This is a genomic window from Kosakonia sp. H02 (assembly GCA_030704225.1).
In the GTDB taxonomy this organism is placed as follows: Bacteria; Pseudomonadota; Gammaproteobacteria; order Enterobacterales; family Enterobacteriaceae; genus Kosakonia.
Window position 1 is genome coordinate 793,410 of record CP131915.1, and the last position, 19,384, is coordinate 812,793.

13 protein-coding genes are annotated in these 19,384 nt (G+C 58.3%); 8 read left to right on the top strand and 5 right to left on the bottom strand.

What is annotated here, in order from left to right:
- Positions 1-87: 87 nt before the first annotated feature.
- The 8 genes from Q5705_03870 to yegS all read left to right on the top strand — a co-directional run bounded on the left by Q5705_03870 (position 88) and on the right by yegS (position 13,749).
- Complete coding sequence (locus Q5705_03870; protein WLI77706.1) at positions 88-1,314, top strand: MdtA/MuxA family multidrug efflux RND transporter periplasmic adaptor subunit; 1,227 nt, start codon at positions 88-90, stop codon at positions 1,312-1,314.
- Positions 1,314-4,436: an MdtB/MuxB family multidrug efflux RND transporter permease subunit gene (locus Q5705_03875; protein WLI77707.1), complete on the top strand. Its 3,123-nt coding sequence runs from the start codon at positions 1,314-1,316 to the stop codon at positions 4,434-4,436. The genes Q5705_03870 and Q5705_03875 overlap by 1 nt, the downstream gene beginning before the upstream one ends.
- Entirely contained in the window at positions 4,437-7,514 is a 3,078-nt protein-coding gene (gene mdtC, locus Q5705_03880; GenBank protein WLI77708.1) for a multidrug efflux RND transporter permease subunit MdtC, read from the top strand. It abuts the gene before it with no gap.
- The gene (locus tag Q5705_03885; GenBank protein WLI77709.1) at positions 7,511-8,926 is read left to right on the top strand and encodes an MFS transporter; all 1,416 of its coding nucleotides are present in this window, start codon (positions 7,511-7,513) and stop codon (positions 8,924-8,926) included. Before mdtC ends, Q5705_03885 begins: the two co-directional genes overlap by 4 nt.
- Entirely contained in the window at positions 8,923-10,371 is a 1,449-nt protein-coding gene (gene baeS / locus Q5705_03890) for a two-component system sensor histidine kinase BaeS (protein WLI77710.1), read from the top strand. The genes Q5705_03885 and baeS overlap by 4 nt, the downstream gene beginning before the upstream one ends.
- Positions 10,368-11,090, top strand: a complete 723-nt coding sequence (gene baeR / locus Q5705_03895; protein ID WLI77711.1) for a two-component system response regulator BaeR — start codon at positions 10,368-10,370, stop codon at positions 11,088-11,090. Before baeS ends, baeR begins: the two co-directional genes overlap by 4 nt.
- Before the next feature lie 148 nt (positions 11,091-11,238).
- Positions 11,239-12,600 (top strand): tRNA 5-hydroxyuridine modification protein YegQ, encoded by a 1,362-nt coding sequence (yegQ, locus tag Q5705_03900; protein ID WLI77712.1) that lies wholly within the window; start codon positions 11,239-11,241, stop codon positions 12,598-12,600.
- 249 nt (positions 12,601-12,849) lie between these two features.
- The gene (gene yegS, locus Q5705_03905; protein ID WLI77713.1) at positions 12,850-13,749 is read left to right on the top strand and encodes a lipid kinase YegS; all 900 of its coding nucleotides are present in this window, start codon (positions 12,850-12,852) and stop codon (positions 13,747-13,749) included.
- A 417-nt stretch (positions 13,750-14,166) separates the two neighbouring features.
- Here yegS and Q5705_03910 read toward each other — a convergent pair whose 3' ends face one another.
- From Q5705_03910 to Q5705_03930, 5 genes are read right to left on the bottom strand one after another with little or no spacing between them, the layout of a single operon-like run.
- A complete protein-coding gene (locus Q5705_03910; GenBank protein ID WLI77714.1) occupies positions 14,167-14,940 on the bottom strand; it encodes an ABC transporter ATP-binding protein in 774 nt (257 codons plus the stop codon).
- Positions 14,941-14,950: 10 nt separating this feature from the next.
- The gene (locus Q5705_03915; protein WLI77715.1) at positions 14,951-15,814 is read right to left on the bottom strand and encodes an ABC transporter ATP-binding protein; all 864 of its coding nucleotides are present in this window, start codon (positions 15,812-15,814) and stop codon (positions 14,951-14,953) included.
- Complete coding sequence (locus tag Q5705_03920) at positions 15,786-16,691, bottom strand: ABC transporter permease (GenBank protein WLI77716.1); 906 nt, start codon at positions 16,689-16,691, stop codon at positions 15,786-15,788. Before Q5705_03920 ends, Q5705_03915 begins: the two co-directional genes overlap by 29 nt.
- Entirely contained in the window at positions 16,688-17,725 is a 1,038-nt protein-coding gene (locus Q5705_03925) for an ABC transporter permease (protein WLI77717.1), read from the bottom strand. Before Q5705_03925 ends, Q5705_03920 begins: the two co-directional genes overlap by 4 nt.
- Positions 17,722-19,350: an ABC transporter substrate-binding protein gene (locus tag Q5705_03930; GenBank protein ID WLI77718.1), complete on the bottom strand. Its 1,629-nt coding sequence runs from the start codon at positions 19,348-19,350 to the stop codon at positions 17,722-17,724. The genes Q5705_03925 and Q5705_03930 overlap by 4 nt, the downstream gene beginning before the upstream one ends.
- Between the last annotated feature and the right edge of the window lie 34 nt (positions 19,351-19,384).

The following is a 19,384-nucleotide window of genomic DNA, read 5'->3' on the forward strand; positions in this document are numbered from 1 at the left end:
GTTTCATTTTTCCTCCATTTTTCTACGGCATACGCTTACTAAACTAGTATTATTCCGCCATTGGATTTTTATGAGATACGCATAACGATGAAAGGCAGTGTTACGTTTCGCCGCACGGTTGTCGCGGTAGTGGTTATCGCGGTAGCGGGCGTCGCCTGGTATCAATTTGGTCATAAAGAGTCTTCTTCCACGGCGAGCGGGCAACCCCAGGGTCAGGGAAGCGGTCGTCATGGTATGCGCGGTGGTGCACTGCCGCCGGTGCAGGCGGCCACGGCGACCAGTGAATCCGTTCCGCGTTATCTCTCCGGGCTGGGTACTATTACCGCGACGAATACTGTCACCGTTCGCAGCCGCGTCTCCGGGCAGTTAAAAGCGCTCCACTTCCAGGAAGGTCAGCAGGTGAAAGCGGGCGATCTGCTGGCAGAGATAGACCCCAGCGAGTTCAACGTCGCGCTGGCGCAGGCCCAGGGGCAACTGGCTAAAGATAAAGCGACGCTTGCCAATGCCCGCCGCGATCTGGCCCGCTATCAGCAACTGGCAAAAACCAGCCTCGTTTCCCGCCAGGATTTAGATGCCCAGCAGGCGCTGGTCAGCGAATCCGAAGGGACGGTCAAAGCCGATGAAGCCTCCGTTGCCAGCGCACAATTACAGCTCGACTGGAGCCGTATCACCGCGCCGATTTCCGGTCGCGTCGGGTTAAAGCAGGTTGATATCGGCAACCAAATCTCCAGCAGCGATACCACCGGCATCGTGGTGCTGACGCAAACCCATCCCATCGATTTAGTCTTTACCCTGCCAGAAAGCGAGATTGCCACGGTCGTACAGGCACAAAAAGCGGGCCAGCAACTGGTGGTGGAAGCCTGGGATCGCACCAACAAGCAGAAACTGAGCAGCGGCACGTTATTGAGCCTCGACAACCAGATTGATGCCACCACCGGCACCATCAAGCTGAAAGCGCGTTTTGACAACCAGGACGACGCGCTGTTCCCGAACCAGTTCGTTAACGCCCGTATGCTGGTTGCCACCCAGCAGGATGCGGTGGTCATTCCCGCCGCCGCGCTGCAAATGGGCAATGAAGGTAATTTTGTCTGGGTACTGAACGACAAAAACCAGGTCAGCAAACACACCGTCACGCCGGGCATTCAGGACAGCCAGAAAGTGGTAATTAGCGCCGGGCTGTCGGCGGGCGATCGGGTGGTTACGGACGGTATCGACCGTCTGACCGAGGGGGCGAAAGTGGAAGTGGTGGATGCCACTCGCTCAGAAGCAACACCGGCAAAGCGTGAAACCCCGGCGAAAGGAGCACACTCCTGATGCAGCTGCTACCGCCGGGCCGAACGGGCGGCCCTTCCCGGCTGTTTATCCTGCGCCCGGTCGCCACCACGCTTCTGATGGTGGCTATCCTGCTGGCCGGGATCATCGGTTACCGCTTCCTGCCCGTTTCCGCCCTGCCGGAAGTGGATTACCCCACCATTCAGGTGGTAACGCTCTATCCGGGAGCCAGCCCGGACGTGGTCACTTCCGCCATTACCGCGCCGCTGGAGCGCCAGTTCGGCCAGATGTCGGGCTTAAAACAGATGTCGTCGCAAAGCTCCGGCGGCGCATCGGTAGTGACGCTCCAGTTCCAGCTTAGCCTGCCGCTGGATGTCGCCGAGCAGGAAGTGCAGGCGGCCATGAACGCTGCCAATAGCCTGCTGCCCTCAGATCTGCCTAACCCGCCGGTTTACAGCAAAGTGAACCCCGCCGACCCGCCAATCATGACGCTGGCGGTTACCTCGTCCGCCATGCCGATGACGCAGGTGGAAGATATGGTGGAAACCCGCGTCGCGCAGAAAATTTCGCAGGTCTCCGGCGTCGGCCTGGTGACCCTTTCCGGCGGCCAGCGCCCCGCCGTGCGTGTCAAACTCAACGCGCAGGCGATTGCCGGACTTGGGCTGACCAGCGAAACCATTCGCACCGCCATCAGTAACGCTAACGTCAACTCGGCAAAAGGCAGCCTCGATGGCCCGACCCGCGCGGTTACGCTTTCCGCCAACGATCAGATGCAGTCCGCCGAGGAGTATCGCAAGCTGATTATCGCTTATCAGAACGGCGCGCCCATTCGGCTGGGTGATATCGCGACCGTTGAGCAAGGGGCGGAAAATAGCTGGCTGGGGGCGTGGGCCAACAAGCAGCAAGCCATTGTGATGAATGTCCAGCGCCAGCCGGGCGCGAACATTATTGACACCGCAGACAATATCCATGCCCTGCTGCCGCAGTTAACGGAAAGTCTGCCGAAGTCAGTCAGCGTCAAAGTGTTGTCAGATCGCACCAATAATATCCGCGCGTCAGTCAGCGATACCCAGTTTGAATTGATGCTGGCGATTGCGCTGGTGGTGATGATTATCTACCTGTTTTTGCGCAATATTCCGGCGACGATCATTCCCGGCGTGGCGGTGCCGCTGTCGCTGGTCGGCACGTTCGCCGCGATGGTGTTTCTCGATTTCTCTATCAACAATCTGACGTTAATGGCTCTGACCATCGCCACCGGTTTCGTGGTCGATGACGCGATTGTGGTGATTGAGAACATCTCGCGCTATATCGAAAAAGGCGAGAAACCGCTCACCGCCGCACTAAAAGGCGCGGGCGAAATCGGCTTTACCATCATTTCACTGACCTTCTCGCTGATTGCGGTGCTGATCCCGCTGCTGTTTATGGGCGATATTGTCGGGCGCTTGTTTCGCGAGTTTGCCGTCACGCTGGCAATCGCGATTTTGATTTCCGCCGTGGTGTCACTGACGCTAACACCAATGATGTGCGCGCGCATGTTAAGCGCTGAATCCCTGCGTAAGCAAAACCGCTTCTCCCGCGCCTCGGAGCGTTTCTTCGAGCGGGTGATTGCCGGTTACGGGCGCTGGCTGAGTAAAGTGCTCAATCATCCGTGGCTGACGCTGAGTGTTGCCATCGGCACGTTACTGCTGTCGGTGATGCTGTGGGTTTTCATCCCGAAAGGCTTCTTCCCGGTGCAGGACAACGGCATTATCCAGGGCACGCTACAGGCACCGCAATCCGCCTCGTTTGCCAGCATGGCGGAGCGCCAGCGTCAGGTGGCAGATATTATTTTGCGCGACCCGGCAGTGGAAAGCCTGACCTCGTTTGTTGGCGTCGATGGCACTAACCCGTCGCTGAACAGCGCGCGGTTACAAATCAACCTGAAACCGCTGGAAGACCGCGACGATCGCGTCCAGCCGGTAATCGAACGTTTGCAGCAGGCGGCGGCGAAAGTGCCAGGTCTCGCGCTCTATCTGCAACCGACCCAGGATCTGACCATCGATACCACCGTCAGTCGCACGCAATATCAGTTCACCTTGCAGGCCAACTCGCTGGATGCGCTCAGCACCTGGGTGCCGCAACTGGTGACGACATTACAGGCGCAGCCGCAACTTGCGGATGTCAGCAGTGACTGGCAGGACAAAGGGTTGGTGGCGTATGTCAATGTTGACCGCGACAGTGCCAGCCGCCTCGGCATCAGCATGTCGGATGTCGATAACGCCCTGTATAACGCCTTCGGTCAGCGGTTGATTTCGACCATTTATACTCAGGCGAATCAGTACCGCGTGGTGCTCGAGCATGATACGGCGCAAACGCCGGGGCTGACGGCGCTGGATAATATTCGCCTGACCAGCACCGATGGCGGTGTTGTACCGCTGTCGTCGATTGCCAAAATCGAGCAGCGCTATGCGCCGTTGAGCATTAACCATCTCGACCAGTTCCCGTCGACCACCATCTCTTTTAACGTCGCCGACGGCTCCTCGCTGGGCGATGCAGTAGATGCGGTGCTGGATAGCGAAAAAACGCTCAACTTCCCGGGCAGCATCACGACCCAATTCCAGGGCAGCACGCTGGCGTTTCAGGCGGCACTCGGCAGCACAGTCTGGCTGATTGTCGCAGCGGTCGCGGCAATGTATATCGTGCTTGGCGTGCTGTATGAGAGCTTTATCCACCCGATAACCATTCTCTCGACGCTGCCAACGGCGGGCGTCGGCGCGCTGCTGGCGCTGATGGTGTCCGGTAGCGAACTGGATGTGATTGCCATTATCGGCATCATTTTGCTGATCGGCATCGTGAAGAAAAACGCCATCATGATGATCGACTTTGCCCTCGCCGCCGAGCGCGAAGAGGGTCTGTCGCCGCGCGATGCCATTTTCCAGGCCTGTCTGCTGCGTTTTCGCCCGATCCTGATGACCACGCTGGCCGCCCTGCTCGGCGCGCTGCCGCTGATGCTCAGCACCGGCGTGGGCGCAGAGCTGCGCCGCCCGCTGGGGATCGGCATGGTCGGCGGTTTGCTGGTAAGCCAGGTGCTGACGCTGTTTACCACGCCGGTGATTTACCTGCTGTTCGACCGTCTGGCGCTGGCAACGAAAAAACGTTTCCCGCGTCGTGAAGAGGAGGCGTAAGTGAAGTTTTTCGCCCTCTTCATTTACCGCCCGGTGGCGACGATTTTGATCTCGCTCGCCATTACCCTGTGCGGCGTGCTCGGCTTTCGGCTGTTGCCGGTTGCCCCGCTGCCGCAGGTCGATTTCCCGGTGATTATGGTCAGCGCCTCGCTGCCTGGCGCGTCGCCGGAAACCATGGCCTCGTCGGTTGCCACGCCCCTTGAGCGCTCGCTCGGGCGCATTGCAGGGGTCAGCGAAATGACCTCGTCCAGTTCGCTTGGCAGCACGCGCATTATTCTCGAGTTTAATTTCGATCGCGATATCAACGGCGCGGCGCGCGATGTGCAGGCGGCCATTAACGCCGCGCAAAGCTTGCTGCCAAGCGGGATGCCGAGCCGCCCGACCTATCGCAAAGCGAACCCGTCCGATGCGCCGATCATGATCCTCACCCTCACCTCGGATACCTATTCCCAGGGTGAGTTATACGATTTTGCGTCGACTCAACTGGCACAGACCATTGCGCAAATCGAAGGCGTCGGCGATGTCGATGTCGGCGGCAGTTCCCTGCCCGCCGTGCGGGTCGATCTCAATCCGCAGGCGCTGTTTAACCAGGGCGTGTCGCTGGATTCGGTGCGCACGGCCATCAGTAACGCCAACGTGCGCAAACCGCAGGGCGCGGTGGAAGATGGCGCGCACCGCTGGCAAATACAGACCAACGATGAACTGAAAACCGCCGCTGAATATCAACCGCTGATTATCCATTACAACAACGGCGCTGCGGTGCGCTTAAGCGATGTCGCCACCGTCCACGACTCGGTGCAGGATGTGCGCAACGCCGGGATGACCAACGCCAAACCGGCGATTTTGCTGATGATCCGCAAACTGCCGGAAGCCAATATTATCCAGACGGTGGACAGCATCCGCGCGCGCCTGCCGGAGTTGCAGAAAACCATTCCTGCCGCCATTGATTTGCAAATCGCCCAGGATCGCTCGCCGACCATTCGCGCGTCGCTCGAAGAGGTCGAGCAAACGCTGGTGATTTCCGTGGCGCTGGTGATCCTGGTGGTGTTTCTGTTCCTGCGCTCTGGCCGGGCGACGTTTATTCCGGCGGTCGCGGTGCCGGTGTCGCTGGTCGGCACCTTTGCCGCCATGTATCTGTGCGGCTTTAGTCTTAATAACCTGTCATTGATGGCGCTGACCATCGCCACCGGCTTTGTGGTCGATGACGCGATTGTGGTGCTGGAGAATATCTCCCGCCATATTGAAGCGGGGATGAAACCGCTTCAGGCGGCGCTGCAAGGCACGCGGGAAGTCGGTTTTACCGTGTTGTCGATGAGCCTGTCGCTGGTGGCGGTGTTCCTGCCGCTGCTGTTAATGGCCGGGTTGCCGGGGCGTTTGCTGCGCGAGTTCGCCGTCACGCTGTCGGTGGCGATCGGCATTTCGCTGCTGGTGTCGCTGACGCTGACGCCAATGATGTGCGGCTGGCTGCTAAAGGCGCAAAAACCGCGCACCCGCAACCGCGAAAAAGGCGTCGGTCGCCTGCTGGTGGGCTTACAGCGGCAGTATGCCCGCTCGCTGAAATGGGTGCTCAACCACGCGCGGCTGGTCGGGCTGGTGCTGCTGGGCACCATCGCACTCAATATCTGGCTCTATATTGCGATTCCAAAAACCTTCTTCCCGGAGCAGGATACCGGCGTGCTGATGGGCGGTATTCAGGCGGATCAGAGCATCTCGTTCCAGGCGATGCGCGGCAAATTGCAGGACTTTATGAAAATCATCCGTGACGATCCGGCCGTGGATAATGTCACCGGGTTTACCGGCGGCTCGCGGGTTAACAGCGGCATGATGTTTATTACCCTCAAATCCCGCGACGAGCGCCATGAAACCGCCCAGCAGGTTATCGACCGGCTACGCGGTAAGCTGGCGAAAGAGCCGGGTGCGAGCCTGTTTTTGATGGCCGTACAGGATATTCGCGTCGGCGGGCGTCAGGCCAATGCCAGCTACCAGTTTGCGCTGTTATCTGACGATCTTGCCGCGCTGCGCGAGTGGGAGCCGAAGATCCGCAAAGCCCTGGCTGCGCTGCCGGAGCTGGCAGATGTTAACTCGGATCAGCAGGATAACGGCGCAGAGATGAACCTGGTCTATGATCGCGAAACCATGACCCGGCTTGGCATCAATGTCAGTGCGGCAAACAGTTTGCTGAATAACGCTTTCGGGCAGCGGCAGATCTCCACCATCTACCAGCCACTGAACCAGTACAAAGTGGTGATGGAAGTCGATCCGCGTTACACCCAGGATGTCAGCGCGCTGGATAAAATGTATGTGATTAATGACGATGGCAAATCCATTCCCCTCTCTTACTTTGCCCACTGGCAGCCCGCGAATGCGCCGCTGTCGGTGAACCATCAGGGGCTGTCGGCGGCATCGACCATTGCGTTTAACTTGCCGACCGGCACGTCGTTATCCCAGGCCAGCGAGGCGATTAACCGCGCCATGACGCAACTCGGCGTGCCGTCGAGCGTGCGCGGCAGTTTTGCCGGTACGGCGCAGGTGTTCCAGGAGACGATGAATTCGCAGGTGATCCTGATTCTGGCGGCCATTGCCACGGTCTATATCGTGCTGGGGATTTTGTATGAGAGCTATGTTCACCCACTGACCATTCTCTCCACCCTGCCTTCGGCGGGCGTGGGGGCGCTGCTGGCGCTGGAGTTGTTTGGCGCGCCGTTTAGCCTGATCGCGCTGATTGGCATTATGCTGCTGATAGGTATTGTGAAGAAAAATGCCATTATGATGGTCGACTTCGCCCTTGACGCGCAGCGTCAGGGAAATATCAGCGCTGAAGAGGCGATTTTCCAGGCCTGTTTGCTGCGTTTTCGCCCGATTATGATGACCACGCTGGCGGCGCTGTTTGGCGCCGTGCCGCTGGTTATCTCCGGCGGTGACGGCTCTGAGCTGCGCCAGCCGCTCGGGATTACGATTGTTGGCGGACTGGTGATGAGCCAGCTTCTGACGTTGTACACCACGCCGGTGGTCTATCTCTTCTTTGACCGCCTGCGTACGCGTTTTAGCCGCAAAGCAAGAGAACCCATTAGTGAATGAATGAGTTACCTAAACATATCCGCTGGCAGTTATGGATAGTCGCCTTCGGCTTCTTTATGCAGTCGCTGGATACGACCATTGTTAACACCGCCCTGCCCTCAATGGCGAAAAGCCTCGGGGAAAGCCCGCTGCACATGCATATGGTGGTGGTCTCCTATGTGTTAACGGTGGCGGTGATGCTGCCCGCCAGTGGCTGGCTGGCGGATCGGGTTGGCGTGCGCAACATCTTCTTTGTGGCGATTGTGCTGTTCACCACCGGCTCACTGTTTTGCGCCATGGCCGCAACGCTCGATCAACTGGTAATGGCACGCGTGCTGCAAGGGGTCGGCGGCGCGATGATGGTGCCGGTCGGCAGGCTCACGGTGATGAAAATCGTCCCGCGCGATCAATATATGGCGGCGATGACCTTTGTGACGTTGCCGGGGCAGATTGGCCCGCTGCTCGGCCCGGCGCTCGGCGGGGTGCTGGTGGAGTACGCCTCCTGGCACTGGATCTTTTTGATTAACCTGCCGGTGGGGATTATTGGCGCGATTGCCACCCTGACCCTGATGCCGAATTACAAACTGCAAACCCGCCGTTTTGACTTCGCGGGTTTTGTGCTGTTGGCGGGCGGCATGGCAACCCTGACGCTGGCGCTTGACGGCAACCGCGGGCTGGGGCTGTCGGTCTGGCAACTCGGGGCGTTGGTGGCGGCAGGCGCTGCGGCCATGCTCTTCTATCTGCTGCATGCCAGGGGCAACGACGGCGCGCTGTTTAACCTGCGGCTGTTTCGCACCCGTACCTTTTCGCTGGGGCTGGCCGGGAGTTTCGCCGGGCGCGTCGGCAGCGGCATGTTGCCGTTTATGACGCCGGTGTTTTTGCAGATTGGCCTCGGCTTTTCGCCGTTTCATGCGGGTTTAATGATGATCCCGATGGTGCTCGGCAGTATGGGCATGAAGCGTATTGTCGTGCAGGTGGTGAACCACTTTGGCTATCGCCGGACGCTGGTGGCGTCCACGATAGGCCTGGCGCTGGTGAGCCTGCTGTTTATGGCGACCGCCCTGCTCGGCTGGTATTACGTGCTGCCGGTAGTGCTGTTCTGCCAGGGGATGATCAACTCGATGCGCTTCTCCTCCATGAACACCCTGACGCTAAAAGATCTGCCGGATGAACTGGCGAGCGGCGGCAACAGTTTGCTGTCGATGATCATGCAGCTCTCAATGAGTATCGGCGTCAGCGTTGCCGGGTTGTTGCTCGGCCTGTTCGGCCAGCAACATCTGTCGGCGGACAGCGGCGTGGCGCACCACGTTTTTCTTTACACTTACCTCAGTATGGCGGTGATTATTGCCCTTCCGGCGTTGCTTTTCGCCCGCGTCCCGAATGACGCCAGCCGCAACGTTGTGCTTGCCCGTCGCCGCAGGAGAAAACCATGACGTTCTGGCGGCCAGGTATCACGGCCAAACTCTTTCTCGCCATCTTAACCACCTGTATCGTTTTGCTGATCACCATGCACTGGGCGGTGCGCATCAGTTTTGAACGTGGCTTTATTGATTACATCAAACGCGGTAATGAGCAGCGCCTGCAAATGCTCAGCGATTCGCTGGCCGATCAATATTCCCAGCACGGCAACTGGCAGTTTTTACGCAATAACGACCGGGTGATTTTCCAGATCCTGCGCTCTTTTGAGCGCGATAACGATCATCCTGAAGGGCGTCCCGGCGGCCCGGATGATGAACCGCGTTTTCCGGGGCCACCGGGGCCTCCACCGCCGCCGCACGGCTGGCGTACCCAGTTCTGGGTGGTCGATCAAAACTCGAAAGTGTTGGTTGGCCCGCGCGCGCCGGTGCCGTCAGACGGTACGCGGCGGGCGATCATTGTGGATAACGCCAAAGTCGGCTGGGTGATTGCTTCCCCGGTCGAGCGGCTGACACGTAATACCGATATCAATTTTGAGCGCCAGCAACGGCGCACCAGTTGGATCATCGTTGCCCTTGCAACCCTGCTGGCGGCTATCGCCACGTTCCCGCTAGCGCGCGGCCTGCTGGCACCGGTTAAACGGCTGGTCGACGGCACGCACAAACTCGCCTCCGGGGATTTCTCCACCCGCGTCACGCCGGGCAGGCAGGATGAACTCGGCAGGCTGGCGCGGGACTTTAACCAGCTCGCCAGTACCCTTGAGAAAAACCAGCAGATGCGCCGCGACTTTATGGCGGATATCTCCCATGAACTGCGCACGCCACTGGCGGTGCTGCGCGGTGAACTTGAGGCGATTCAGGATGGCGTGCGGCGATTTACCCCAGAATCCATTACCTCGTTACAGGCGGAAGTGGCGACGCTCACCAAACTGGTGGACGATCTGCACCAGCTTTCGATGTCCGACGAAGGCGCGCTGGCGTATCAGAAAACTTCGGTGGATGTGGTGTCACTGGTAGAAATTGCCGCCGGTGCGTTCCGCGAGCGTTTTGCCAGCCGCAATCTCACCCTTTCTGTGGAGGTGCCGGAAAGCGCCACGGTGTTTGGCGATCCCGATCGCCTGATGCAGCTCTTTAATAATCTGCTGGAAAACAGCCTGCGCTATACCGACGGCGGCGGGAAAACGGTCGTCCAGTTGCTCACCCGCGAGAAGACGCTGGTGATGCGTTTTTCCGACAGCGCACCGGGCGTGACCGATGCGCAGTTACAACGCCTGTTCGAGCGTTTTTACCGCACGGAAGGATCGCGCAACCGCGCCAGCGGCGGTTCCGGGCTTGGGCTGGCTATCTGTTTGAATATTGTGGAAGCGCACGGTGGCGCTATCCATGCGGCGCACTCGCCATATGGCGGGGTTAGCATTACAGTTGAATTACCGCTTGAACGCGAAAAATCGAGAGACGTATGACAGAGCTACCCATTGATGAAAACACGCCCCGCATCCTGATCGTCGAAGATGAACCGAAGCTCGGGCAGTTACTGATCGACTATCTGCGCGCGGCAAGCTACGCCCCCATCCTTATCAATCACGGCGATCAGGTGCTCAGCTTTGTACGCCAGACGCCGCCGGATCTGATCCTGCTTGATTTGATGCTGCCGGGCACCGATGGCTTAACCTTATGCCGCGAGATCCGCCGCTTCTCCAATGTGCCGATCATTATGGTGACCGCCAAAATCGAAGAGATCGACCGCCTGCTGGGGCTGGAAATTGGCGCAGATGATTACATCTGTAAGCCCTACAGCCCACGTGAAGTAGTGGCGCGCGTGAAAACGATCCTGCGCCGCTGCAAGCCGCAGCGCGAACTGGATCGGCTTGATGCCGAAAGCCCGCTGATTGTCGATGAAGGCCGCTTTCAGGCCAGTTGGCATAACAAGCTGCTGGATCTGACGCCTGCGGAGTTTCGCCTGCTGAAAACCCTCTCCAGCGAGCCGGGAAAAGTTTTCTCCCGCGAACAATTACTCAATCATCTGTACGATGATTACCGCGTGGTGACTGACCGTACTATCGACAGTCATATCAAGAACTTGCGCCGTAAACTGGAAGCACTGGATGAAGAGCAATCCTTTATCCGCGCGGTCTACGGCGTGGGGTATCGCTGGGAGGCGGACGCCTGCAAACTGGCGTGACGCTTATAAGGAATGGGGGGACGTGAACTCACACGCCGGTTTACTCCCCCTGCTCCTGGCGCTACAATTCCCGCCCTAAATTCAGGGGAACTCCCCTGCCGCCCTACTGACGTGGGGCTGTCTGACCTGTCATCAGAACGAGAAAATCATGTTTAAACCGGAACTCCTTTCCCCGGCGGGAACGCTGAAAAATATGCGTTACGCCTTTGCCTACGGCGCGGACGCCGTTTATGCGGGCCAGCCACGTTACTCTTTGCGCGTGCGTAATAACGAATTCAACCACGAAAACCTGCAAATCGGCATTAACGAAGCCCATGCGCTGGGCAAGCAGTTTTACGTGGTGGTGAATATCGCCCCGCACAACGCCAAGCTGAAGACGTTTATCCGCGATTTACAGCCGGTGGTGGATATGGGGCCGGATGCGCTGATTATGTCCGATCCGGGGCTTATCATGCTGGTGCGCGAACACTTCCCGCAGATGCCGATTCACCTCTCGGTGCAGGCGAATGCGGTGAACTGGGCGACGGTGAAGTTCTGGCAGCAAATGGGGCTGACGCGCGTGATCCTCTCTCGCGAACTGTCGCTGGAAGAGATTGCCGAAATCCGCGCGCAAGTGCCGAACATGGAGATGGAGATTTTCGTTCACGGCGCGCTGTGCATGGCCTACTCTGGTCGCTGCCTGCTCTCCGGTTATATCAACAAACGTGACCCGAACCAGGGCACCTGCACCAACGCCTGCCGCTGGGAATATAACGTGCAGGAAGGCAAAGAAGACGCCGTTGGCAATATTGTGCATGTTCACGAGCCGATCCCGGTGCAGAACATTGAGCCGACGCTGGGTGTCGGCGCGCCAACCGACAAAGTCTTTATGATTGAGGAAGCCAAACGTCCGGGCGAATACATGACCGCGTTTGAAGACGAACATGGCACTTACATCATGAACTCGAAAGATTTGCGCGCGATTGCCCATGTTGAGCGTCTGACGCAGATGGGCGTGCACTCGCTGAAAATCGAAGGCCGCACCAAATCCTTCTACTATTGCGCCCGTACCGCGCAGGTGTATCGCAAAGCGATTGATGATGCGGCGGCAGGCAAGCCGTTCGATACCTCGTTACTGGAAACGCTGGAAGGCCTGGCGCACCGCGGTTATACCGAAGGCTTTTTGCGCCGCCACACCCACGATGATTACCAGAACTACGAATACGGCTATTCCGTTTCCGAGCGCCAGCAGTTTGTCGGCGAGTTTACCGGCGAGCGCAAAGGCGACCTGGCGGCGGTGGCGGTAAAAAATAAGTTCTCCGTTGGCGACAGCCTGGAGTTGATGACGCCGCAGGGCAATGTCAATTTCACGCTGGAGCATATGGAAAATGCCAAAGGCGAAGCGATGGCGGTCGCGCCGGGCGATGGTTATACCGTGTGGCTGCCGGTTCCGCAGGATATGGCGCTGGAATATGCGTTGTTGATGCGCAATTTCGCTGGTCAGACAACGCGAAACCCTCACGCAAAGTAATTTAGCAGGGTTATTTTTACGGTGCGAAGATTCTTAGAATCGGATCACATACCGCCCCGGTTAATACGGTTATTATTCCGATCGCTGAAAAACATAACCCATAAATGCTAGCTGTACCAGGAACCACCTCCTTAGCCTGCGTAATCTCCCTTACGCAGGCTGATTTTTTTCACCATTTATCTGCTTTTCCCTCCTCCTCTCTTTTCCTGAGATACACTTTGCACATTGAATTCTGTCAGGATGAAAAGAATGCGTGCATTTCCCTCAAGCTTATTGATCCTCAATGGTAAAAACGCCGGTGACGAAACGCTTCGCGAAGCGGTGAATTTGCTGCGCGATGAAGGTATGGATATTCAGGTGCGCGTCACCTGGGAAAAGGGCGACGCCGGGCGCTACGTACAAGAAGCACAGCAGCTTGGCGTGGCGACGGTGATTGCCGGTGGCGGCGACGGCACCATTAATGAAGTGGCGAGCGCGTTAGTCAATTGTGCAGGCGACAATGTTCCGGCGCTGGGGATTTTACCGCTCGGCACCGCCAATGATTTCGCCACCAGCGCGGCCATTCCTGAACTGCTGGACAAAGCGCTGCAACTGGCGATTGTCGGTAAAGCGGTGCCGATTGATATTGCGAAGGTGAATGATGCAACCTGTTTTATCAATATGGCGACGGGGGGTTTCGGAACCCGCATCACCAGCGAAACGCCGGAGAAACTCAAAGCCGCACTCGGTGGCGTTTCGTATTTGATTCATGGCCTGATGCGCATGGATATGCTGAAAGCCGATCGCTGCGAGATTACCGGCGAGGATTTTCACTGGCAGGGCGACGCGCTGGTGATTGGCATCGGTAACGGGCGTCAGGCTGGCGGCGGTCAGCAACTCTGCCCGCAGGCGCTGATTAACGACGGGCTGCTGCAACTGCGTATTTTTACCGGCGATGAGATTTTGCCTGCGCTGGTCACGACCTTAACCCAGCCGGAGGATAACCCGCATATTGTCGATGGTCAGTCTGCGTGGTTTGAGATAAGCGCCCCGCACGACATCACCTTTAACCTCGATGGCGAACCGCTGCGCGGTGAGCATTTCCGCATTGAAGTGGTGCCCAATGCATTGCAGTGCCGGTTGCCGCCGGATTGCCCGTTATTGCGTTAACGTATATATCACCGTTGTGGAATGGTTCCGTTCACCAGGCGTTCAGTGGTTTCAGAAACTCGTCATGCGGTGAACGGGACAAGGGGAACACCGCGTTCCCCTTGTCAATCCCCGCGGCCCCGCAGGGAAAAAGGTGCTTCGCACAGCGCTCACCACCCCCGAGCCAGACAGCGGTCGGCTCGACACGCCGTCCTGGCTCGGTTCGCCTCTGGCCGCCAGCCCTGGCGTCCAGTCCTTGTCAGTCACGCTTCGGTTCGCCGATTTCGGCGGGGACTCAACCCCATCGCTGTAAGATACGCGTTAATAAATAACGGTTGTATGGCTGAACGGTTTGTAGGCCTGATAAGCGAAGCACCATCAGGCAGTTTTGCCGGATGGCGGCTCCGCCTTATCCAGCCTACGAGACGGCACACGAATTCAATACGCCGCCACTTCCCGCGCCATTTCGCGGCTGTATTGCTGGCTGGCATTGACCAACATCCGCGTGTAATCCGTTTGCGCCGCGCCGCTGACCAACGCATCAACGGCCAAGGTTTCGAGGATTTTGCCGTACTGCATCACCGCCACCTTCTGGCACAAATGGGCGATCACCCCCAAATCATGCGTCACCATCAGGTAGGTTAACTGCGACTCCTGATGCAGCGCCGCCAGCAAATTAAGGATCTCCGCCTGCACCGACACATCCAGCGCGGAAGTCGGTTCATCAAGCAGCAACACGCGCGGCTCAAGGATCAGCGCCCGGGCAATCGCCACGCGCTGGCGCTGGCCGCCGGAAAGCTGGTGCGGGTAGCGCTCGCGAAACGCGCGGCTTAAACCAACTTTATCCAACAGCGTATTGATGCGCCGATCGCGATCGTTAATGCCGTGGATCTGCAATGGCTCTTCGAGAATATCGCCAATGGTGTGGCGCGGATGCAACGAACCGTACGGATCCTGAAACACCATCTGCACCAGCCGACAGCGCGGCTGGCTGAGGCGTTTTTCCAGTTTCTGTCCGTTAATCGCCAGTTCCCCTTCCCAGTGGGTAAACAGTCCCGCCAGGCACTTCAGCACCGTGGTTTTCCCGGAGCCGGACTCGCCGACCAGGCCGTAAATCTCGCCCGGCTGCACGGCAAAACTGACATCGCTCAGCACCTGGCTGCGCTTCTCCCCTTCGCCAAAGGCGAGGTGGAGGTTTTTCACGTTAATCATGCGGCTCCCCTTATTCGCCAAGCCAGCTGGCCTGACGTTGCAACACCGGCAGCACCGGGCGGCGGTTGTGAATTTCCGGCAGGGCGTGAATCAACCCCTGAGTGTACGGATGCTGCGCGTTATCAAGATCTTTGGCGGCGATGGATTCCACTACCCGCCCGGCATACATCACCAGCACGCGGTCGCAGAAACTGCGCACCAGGTTGATATCGTGGCTGATAAAAATCAGCCCCAGCCCGCGGGATTTCACTAAATCATCAAGCAAACCCAGCACCTGCAAGCGCACCGAGACATCCAGCGCCGAGGTCGGTTCATCGGCAATCACCAGTTCCGGGTCGGTTATCAGCATCATGGCGATCATAATGCGCTGCCCCTGCCCGCCGGAAATCTCATGCGGATAAAGCTGATAAACCCGCTCCGGCTGGCGGATGCGCACCACATCAAGCATCTCCAGCACTTTGGCTTTCGCCTCCGCTTTTTTGCCCGGATGATGGGTCAACCAGGCTTCGGCAATCTGATCCCCGACGCACACTACCGGATTCAGCGAGTATTTCGGGTCCTGCATAATCATCGAGATGCGCTTGCCGCGGATCTGGCGCATCTGCGCTTCACTGACATGCAGTAAATCGATATCGCCAAACTGCATACAGTCAGCCTGAATACGCGCCTTTGCCGGATGCAGGCGCAGCAGCGCGCGCCCGACGGTGGATTTGCCGGAGCCGGATTCGCCGACAATCGCCAGCTTTTCCTGACCGAGGCTAAAGGAGACGCCGCGCACCGCGTTGGTCACCGCGCGTCCATTGACAAAATCGACATGCAGGTTGCGCACATCGAGAAGCGGCGAATTATTCGCTGCGAGGATCGAGGATGTCACGTAAGCCGTCTCCCAAAAAGTTGAACGCCAGGCTGTTAATGAGAATTGCCAGCCCCGGAATGGTCACTACCCACCAGCACTCCATCATGTAGGTGCGCCCGCTGGAGATCATCGCGCCCCACTCCGGCTCCGGCGGTTGCGCGCCGAGCCCCAAAAAGCCAAGACCGGCGGCGGTCAGAATGATGCCTGCCATATTCATGGTGATACGGATAATCACCGATGGCAGGCACAGCGGCACAATGTGCCGCCACAGTACGCGCACGGAGGACGCGCCCTGCAAACGCACCGCCGAGATAAAATCGGCCTGGCGTAGAGATAGGGTTTCCGCCCGCGCCAGACGCGCAATCGGCGGCCAGGCGGTGAGCGTAATGGCAATCACCACATGCTCAAGGCCAGGACCGAGTGCGGCAACAAACGCCAGCGCCAGCACAAGGCTTGGGAAGGAGATAAAGATATCGGTGACGCGCATCAGCACCATATCGACTTTGCCGCCAAAGTACCCGGCGGTAACGCCAAGCAGCAGGCCGAGCGGGCCAACGGTCACGGAGACCAAAAGCACGATATACAGCGTGATGCGCGAGCCGTACACCAGGCGGCTAAAGATATCGCGCCCAAACTCGTCGGTGCCAAACCAGTGCGCGGCATTCGGCGCGCTCAGCGCATTGTTTAAATCCTGCACCAGCGGGTTATAAGGCGCTATCCACGGAGCGAAAATCGCCACTATTAACAGCGCCAAAATAATGCTGCCGCCAATGGCGGTTAGTGGGTTACGCGCCATCTTGCCGACAAAGCCTGCCGCGCGCCCAAACCCGCGTTTTACGCGCAGGCTGCGTTCGTGGCTGGCGGAGGAAACCGGCGTATCAAAAGAGACGGTCATGATTTCGTCCTCGGATCAAAGAGTTGATACAGCATGTCGGAGAGCAGGTTGAGCATCACAAAAATCACCCCCACCAGCAGCACGCAGCCCATCACCGCATTCATATCGCCCAGCAGCAGGCTGCCGGTGAGATACGAACCAAAACCCGGCCAGGAGAATACCGTCTCGATAAGCACCGCCCCTTCCAGTAGCGAACCGTAGGCCAGCGCCACCACCGTCAGCAGTTGCACGAGGATATTGCGAAAAGCGTGATTCCAGATGACCTGGCGTTCAGTCAGCCCTTTGACCCGCGCGGTGATGATGAACTCCTGCGACAGTTGCGCCAGCATAAAGCTGCGCGTCATACGGCTGATGTAAGCCAGCGAGTGAAAACCGAGCAGCGAGGCGGGCAATACCAGGTGATTGAGCGCATTCCAGAACACCGCGCCGTTGCCGGCCAGCAGTGCATCAATCGTTATCAACCCGGTATGGTGTGGCACCACGCCATCCAGCCCCAGATCTAAACGACCTGCGCCGCCGACCCAGCCAAGCCAGGCGTAAAACAGCAGCAGCCCCATCATCCCGACCCAGAAAATCGGTGTCGAATAGCCCGCGAGGCTAATAATACGCACCACATAATCCGACACGCTGTTGCGCCGCGCGGCTGCCAGCACGCCGAGGGGAATACCCAACCCCGCGCCGACGATAATGGCGACGGTCGCCAGCTCCAGCGTTGCCGGGAAGACACGCACTATGTCGTCCAGCACCGGCTTACCGGTGAGCAGCGCATTGCCTAAATTGCCGTGCAGCAAGTTATTGAGATAGATACCAAACTGGGTCAGCAGAGATTGATCAAACCCCAGTTGTTGGTAAACCTGCTGATAGGTGCTGTGATCCGCATCCGGGCCGACAATCGCCAGCACCGGATCAACCGGCATCACGCGGCCGATAAAGAAGGTCAGCAGCAGTAAGCCGAACAGGGTGACGGCGATTTGCGTCAGCCGTTTTGACAGCCGTCTGGCCCGCGAGCCAGGCGCAAGCAGTAGCGTACTCATCCTTTCTCTCCTCCGGTGGCGGCGCTTTTATATACTTCGCGCAGGAAAGTGGTGGCCGACGGATGCGACTGAAAGTTTTTCACTTCGTTGCGCACCACCACCGAATCGACCATTTGTGATAGCGGGATCAGCGCCGGGATCAGCTGGTCATAACGTATCTGGATCTGCTGATAATCCGCTTTCTGCTTATCGGGATCGCGTTCCAGCAGCGCCTTGTCGATCATCTCGTTCAGCGGTTTGTCATAAAAACTGGTGCGCCAGCCCTGGAAGTTGGTAAGACGCGCCTCGTCGCTGTTGTCCGGGTTGTAAACCAACGCGCGCAGGCTGGAGTGCGGATGCGGTTCAACCCCACTGCCGCCGCGCCCGACCAGCATGTCGAACTTACGCTCGCGCATGGCGCCGTAAATCTGGTTACCGGTGCCGGTGATGATTTTGGCGTTGATCCCCGCCTGCATCAGCGTGGATTGCACCGCTATCGCGATATTGAGAAACGGCTGATCGGCAAGCACACGCAGGGTAGTATCAAAGCCTTCCGGGTAACCGGCTTCCGCCAGCAGCTTTTTAGCGCGGGGAATATCGAGCCGGTAGCCAGGATCTGGCAGTGTCGAGGGCATGCCCGCTTTGATAGGCCGCTGGTGCAGCACGCCGTAACCCGGCATCAGCGCTTTGTTAATGCCTTGATAATCAATCAGGTAGCGCACCGCTTCGCGCACTTTCGCCCTCGCGAAATGCGGCTCTTTCATACTCATCGCCACGTAATAAACCGTGCCCTTTTGCACCGCTTCCACGGTGACATTCGGGTCTTTACGCAGGGCATTAATGTCGGAAACCGCCATATTGTTCGCGATATCCAGGTCACCTTTCGCCAGCATCAGGCGCAGGGTTTGCGACTCCTGGAAATGGCGCAGCACCACGCGGCTCAGTTTCGGCTCTTCGCGCCAGTAGTGCGGGTTGCGCTTCATGCGCAGCACATCTTTTGCCTGCCAGGTTTCCAGCATAAACGGCCCGGAACCCGCTTCGTTGGTGGTCAGCCAGCGGTTGCCCCAGTCGTTATTTACCGCGTGGCTCTGCACGATTTTGCTGTCGAGCACGCCGAGATTGCCAAGTGCGCCGAGAGAGTAAATTACCAGTTGCGGATCATTGGCTTTCGGCAGCGCGATCTGCACGGTGTAGGCATCCGGTGCGCTGACCTGCTGGTCGATATTCTTTTTGCTGAAGCCGTAGGATTTCCACACCGAGGCCTGCGCGAGATTCAGGTGCAATAAGCGGCGCATCGACCACACCACATCTTCAGCGGTCAGCGGGTTGCCGGAGTGAAATTTCACGTTGTCGCGCAGGTGAAAGGTGAGCGTTTTGCCATCCGGGCTCACTTCCCAGGACTTTGCCAGCGCCGGTTTCACGTTGGTCAGTTCGTTGGGATCTAACTCCACCAACGAGTCGTAAAGGTTAACCACAATGCCGACCACTTCGTTGCCGGTCATCGCCGCCGGATCGAGGCTCAGCAGGTTGTTCATGTTCATGCCGATGATGAGCTGATCGGGCGGCGTTTTGGCATATGCCGCGCCGCTGCCCATCATCAGCGAGAGCGCGAGTAAGCACGCTCCCGCGAGGGACGTTTTTTTCATGTATACCGCCATGTAGGGTAAGAGTTTTTATATG

Coding starts and splice junctions, on each gene's coding strand:
- yegS (WLI77713.1), top strand. CDS start 12,850: ATGCGTGCATTTCCCTCAAGCTTATTGATCCTCAATGGTAAAAACGCC.
- baeS (WLI77710.1), top strand. CDS start 8,923: ATGACGTTCTGGCGGCCAGGTATCACGGCCAAACTCTTTCTCGCCATC.
- Q5705_03885 (WLI77709.1), top strand. CDS start 7,511: ATGAATGAGTTACCTAAACATATCCGCTGGCAGTTATGGATAGTCGCC.
- yegQ (WLI77712.1), top strand. CDS start 11,239: ATGTTTAAACCGGAACTCCTTTCCCCGGCGGGAACGCTGAAAAATATG.
- baeR (WLI77711.1), top strand. CDS start 10,368: ATGACAGAGCTACCCATTGATGAAAACACGCCCCGCATCCTGATCGTC.
- Q5705_03870 (WLI77706.1), top strand. CDS start 88: ATGAAAGGCAGTGTTACGTTTCGCCGCACGGTTGTCGCGGTAGTGGTT.
- Q5705_03920 (WLI77716.1), bottom strand. CDS start 16,691: ATGACCGTCTCTTTTGATACGCCGGTTTCCTCCGCCAGCCACGAACGC.
- Q5705_03910 (WLI77714.1), bottom strand. CDS start 14,940: ATGATTAACGTGAAAAACCTCCACCTCGCCTTTGGCGAAGGGGAGAAG.
- Q5705_03930 (WLI77718.1), bottom strand. CDS start 19,350: ATGAAAAAAACGTCCCTCGCGGGAGCGTGCTTACTCGCGCTCTCGCTG.
- Q5705_03875 (WLI77707.1), top strand. CDS start 1,314: ATGCAGCTGCTACCGCCGGGCCGAACGGGCGGCCCTTCCCGGCTGTTT.
- Q5705_03925 (WLI77717.1), bottom strand. CDS start 17,725: ATGAGTACGCTACTGCTTGCGCCTGGCTCGCGGGCCAGACGGCTGTCA.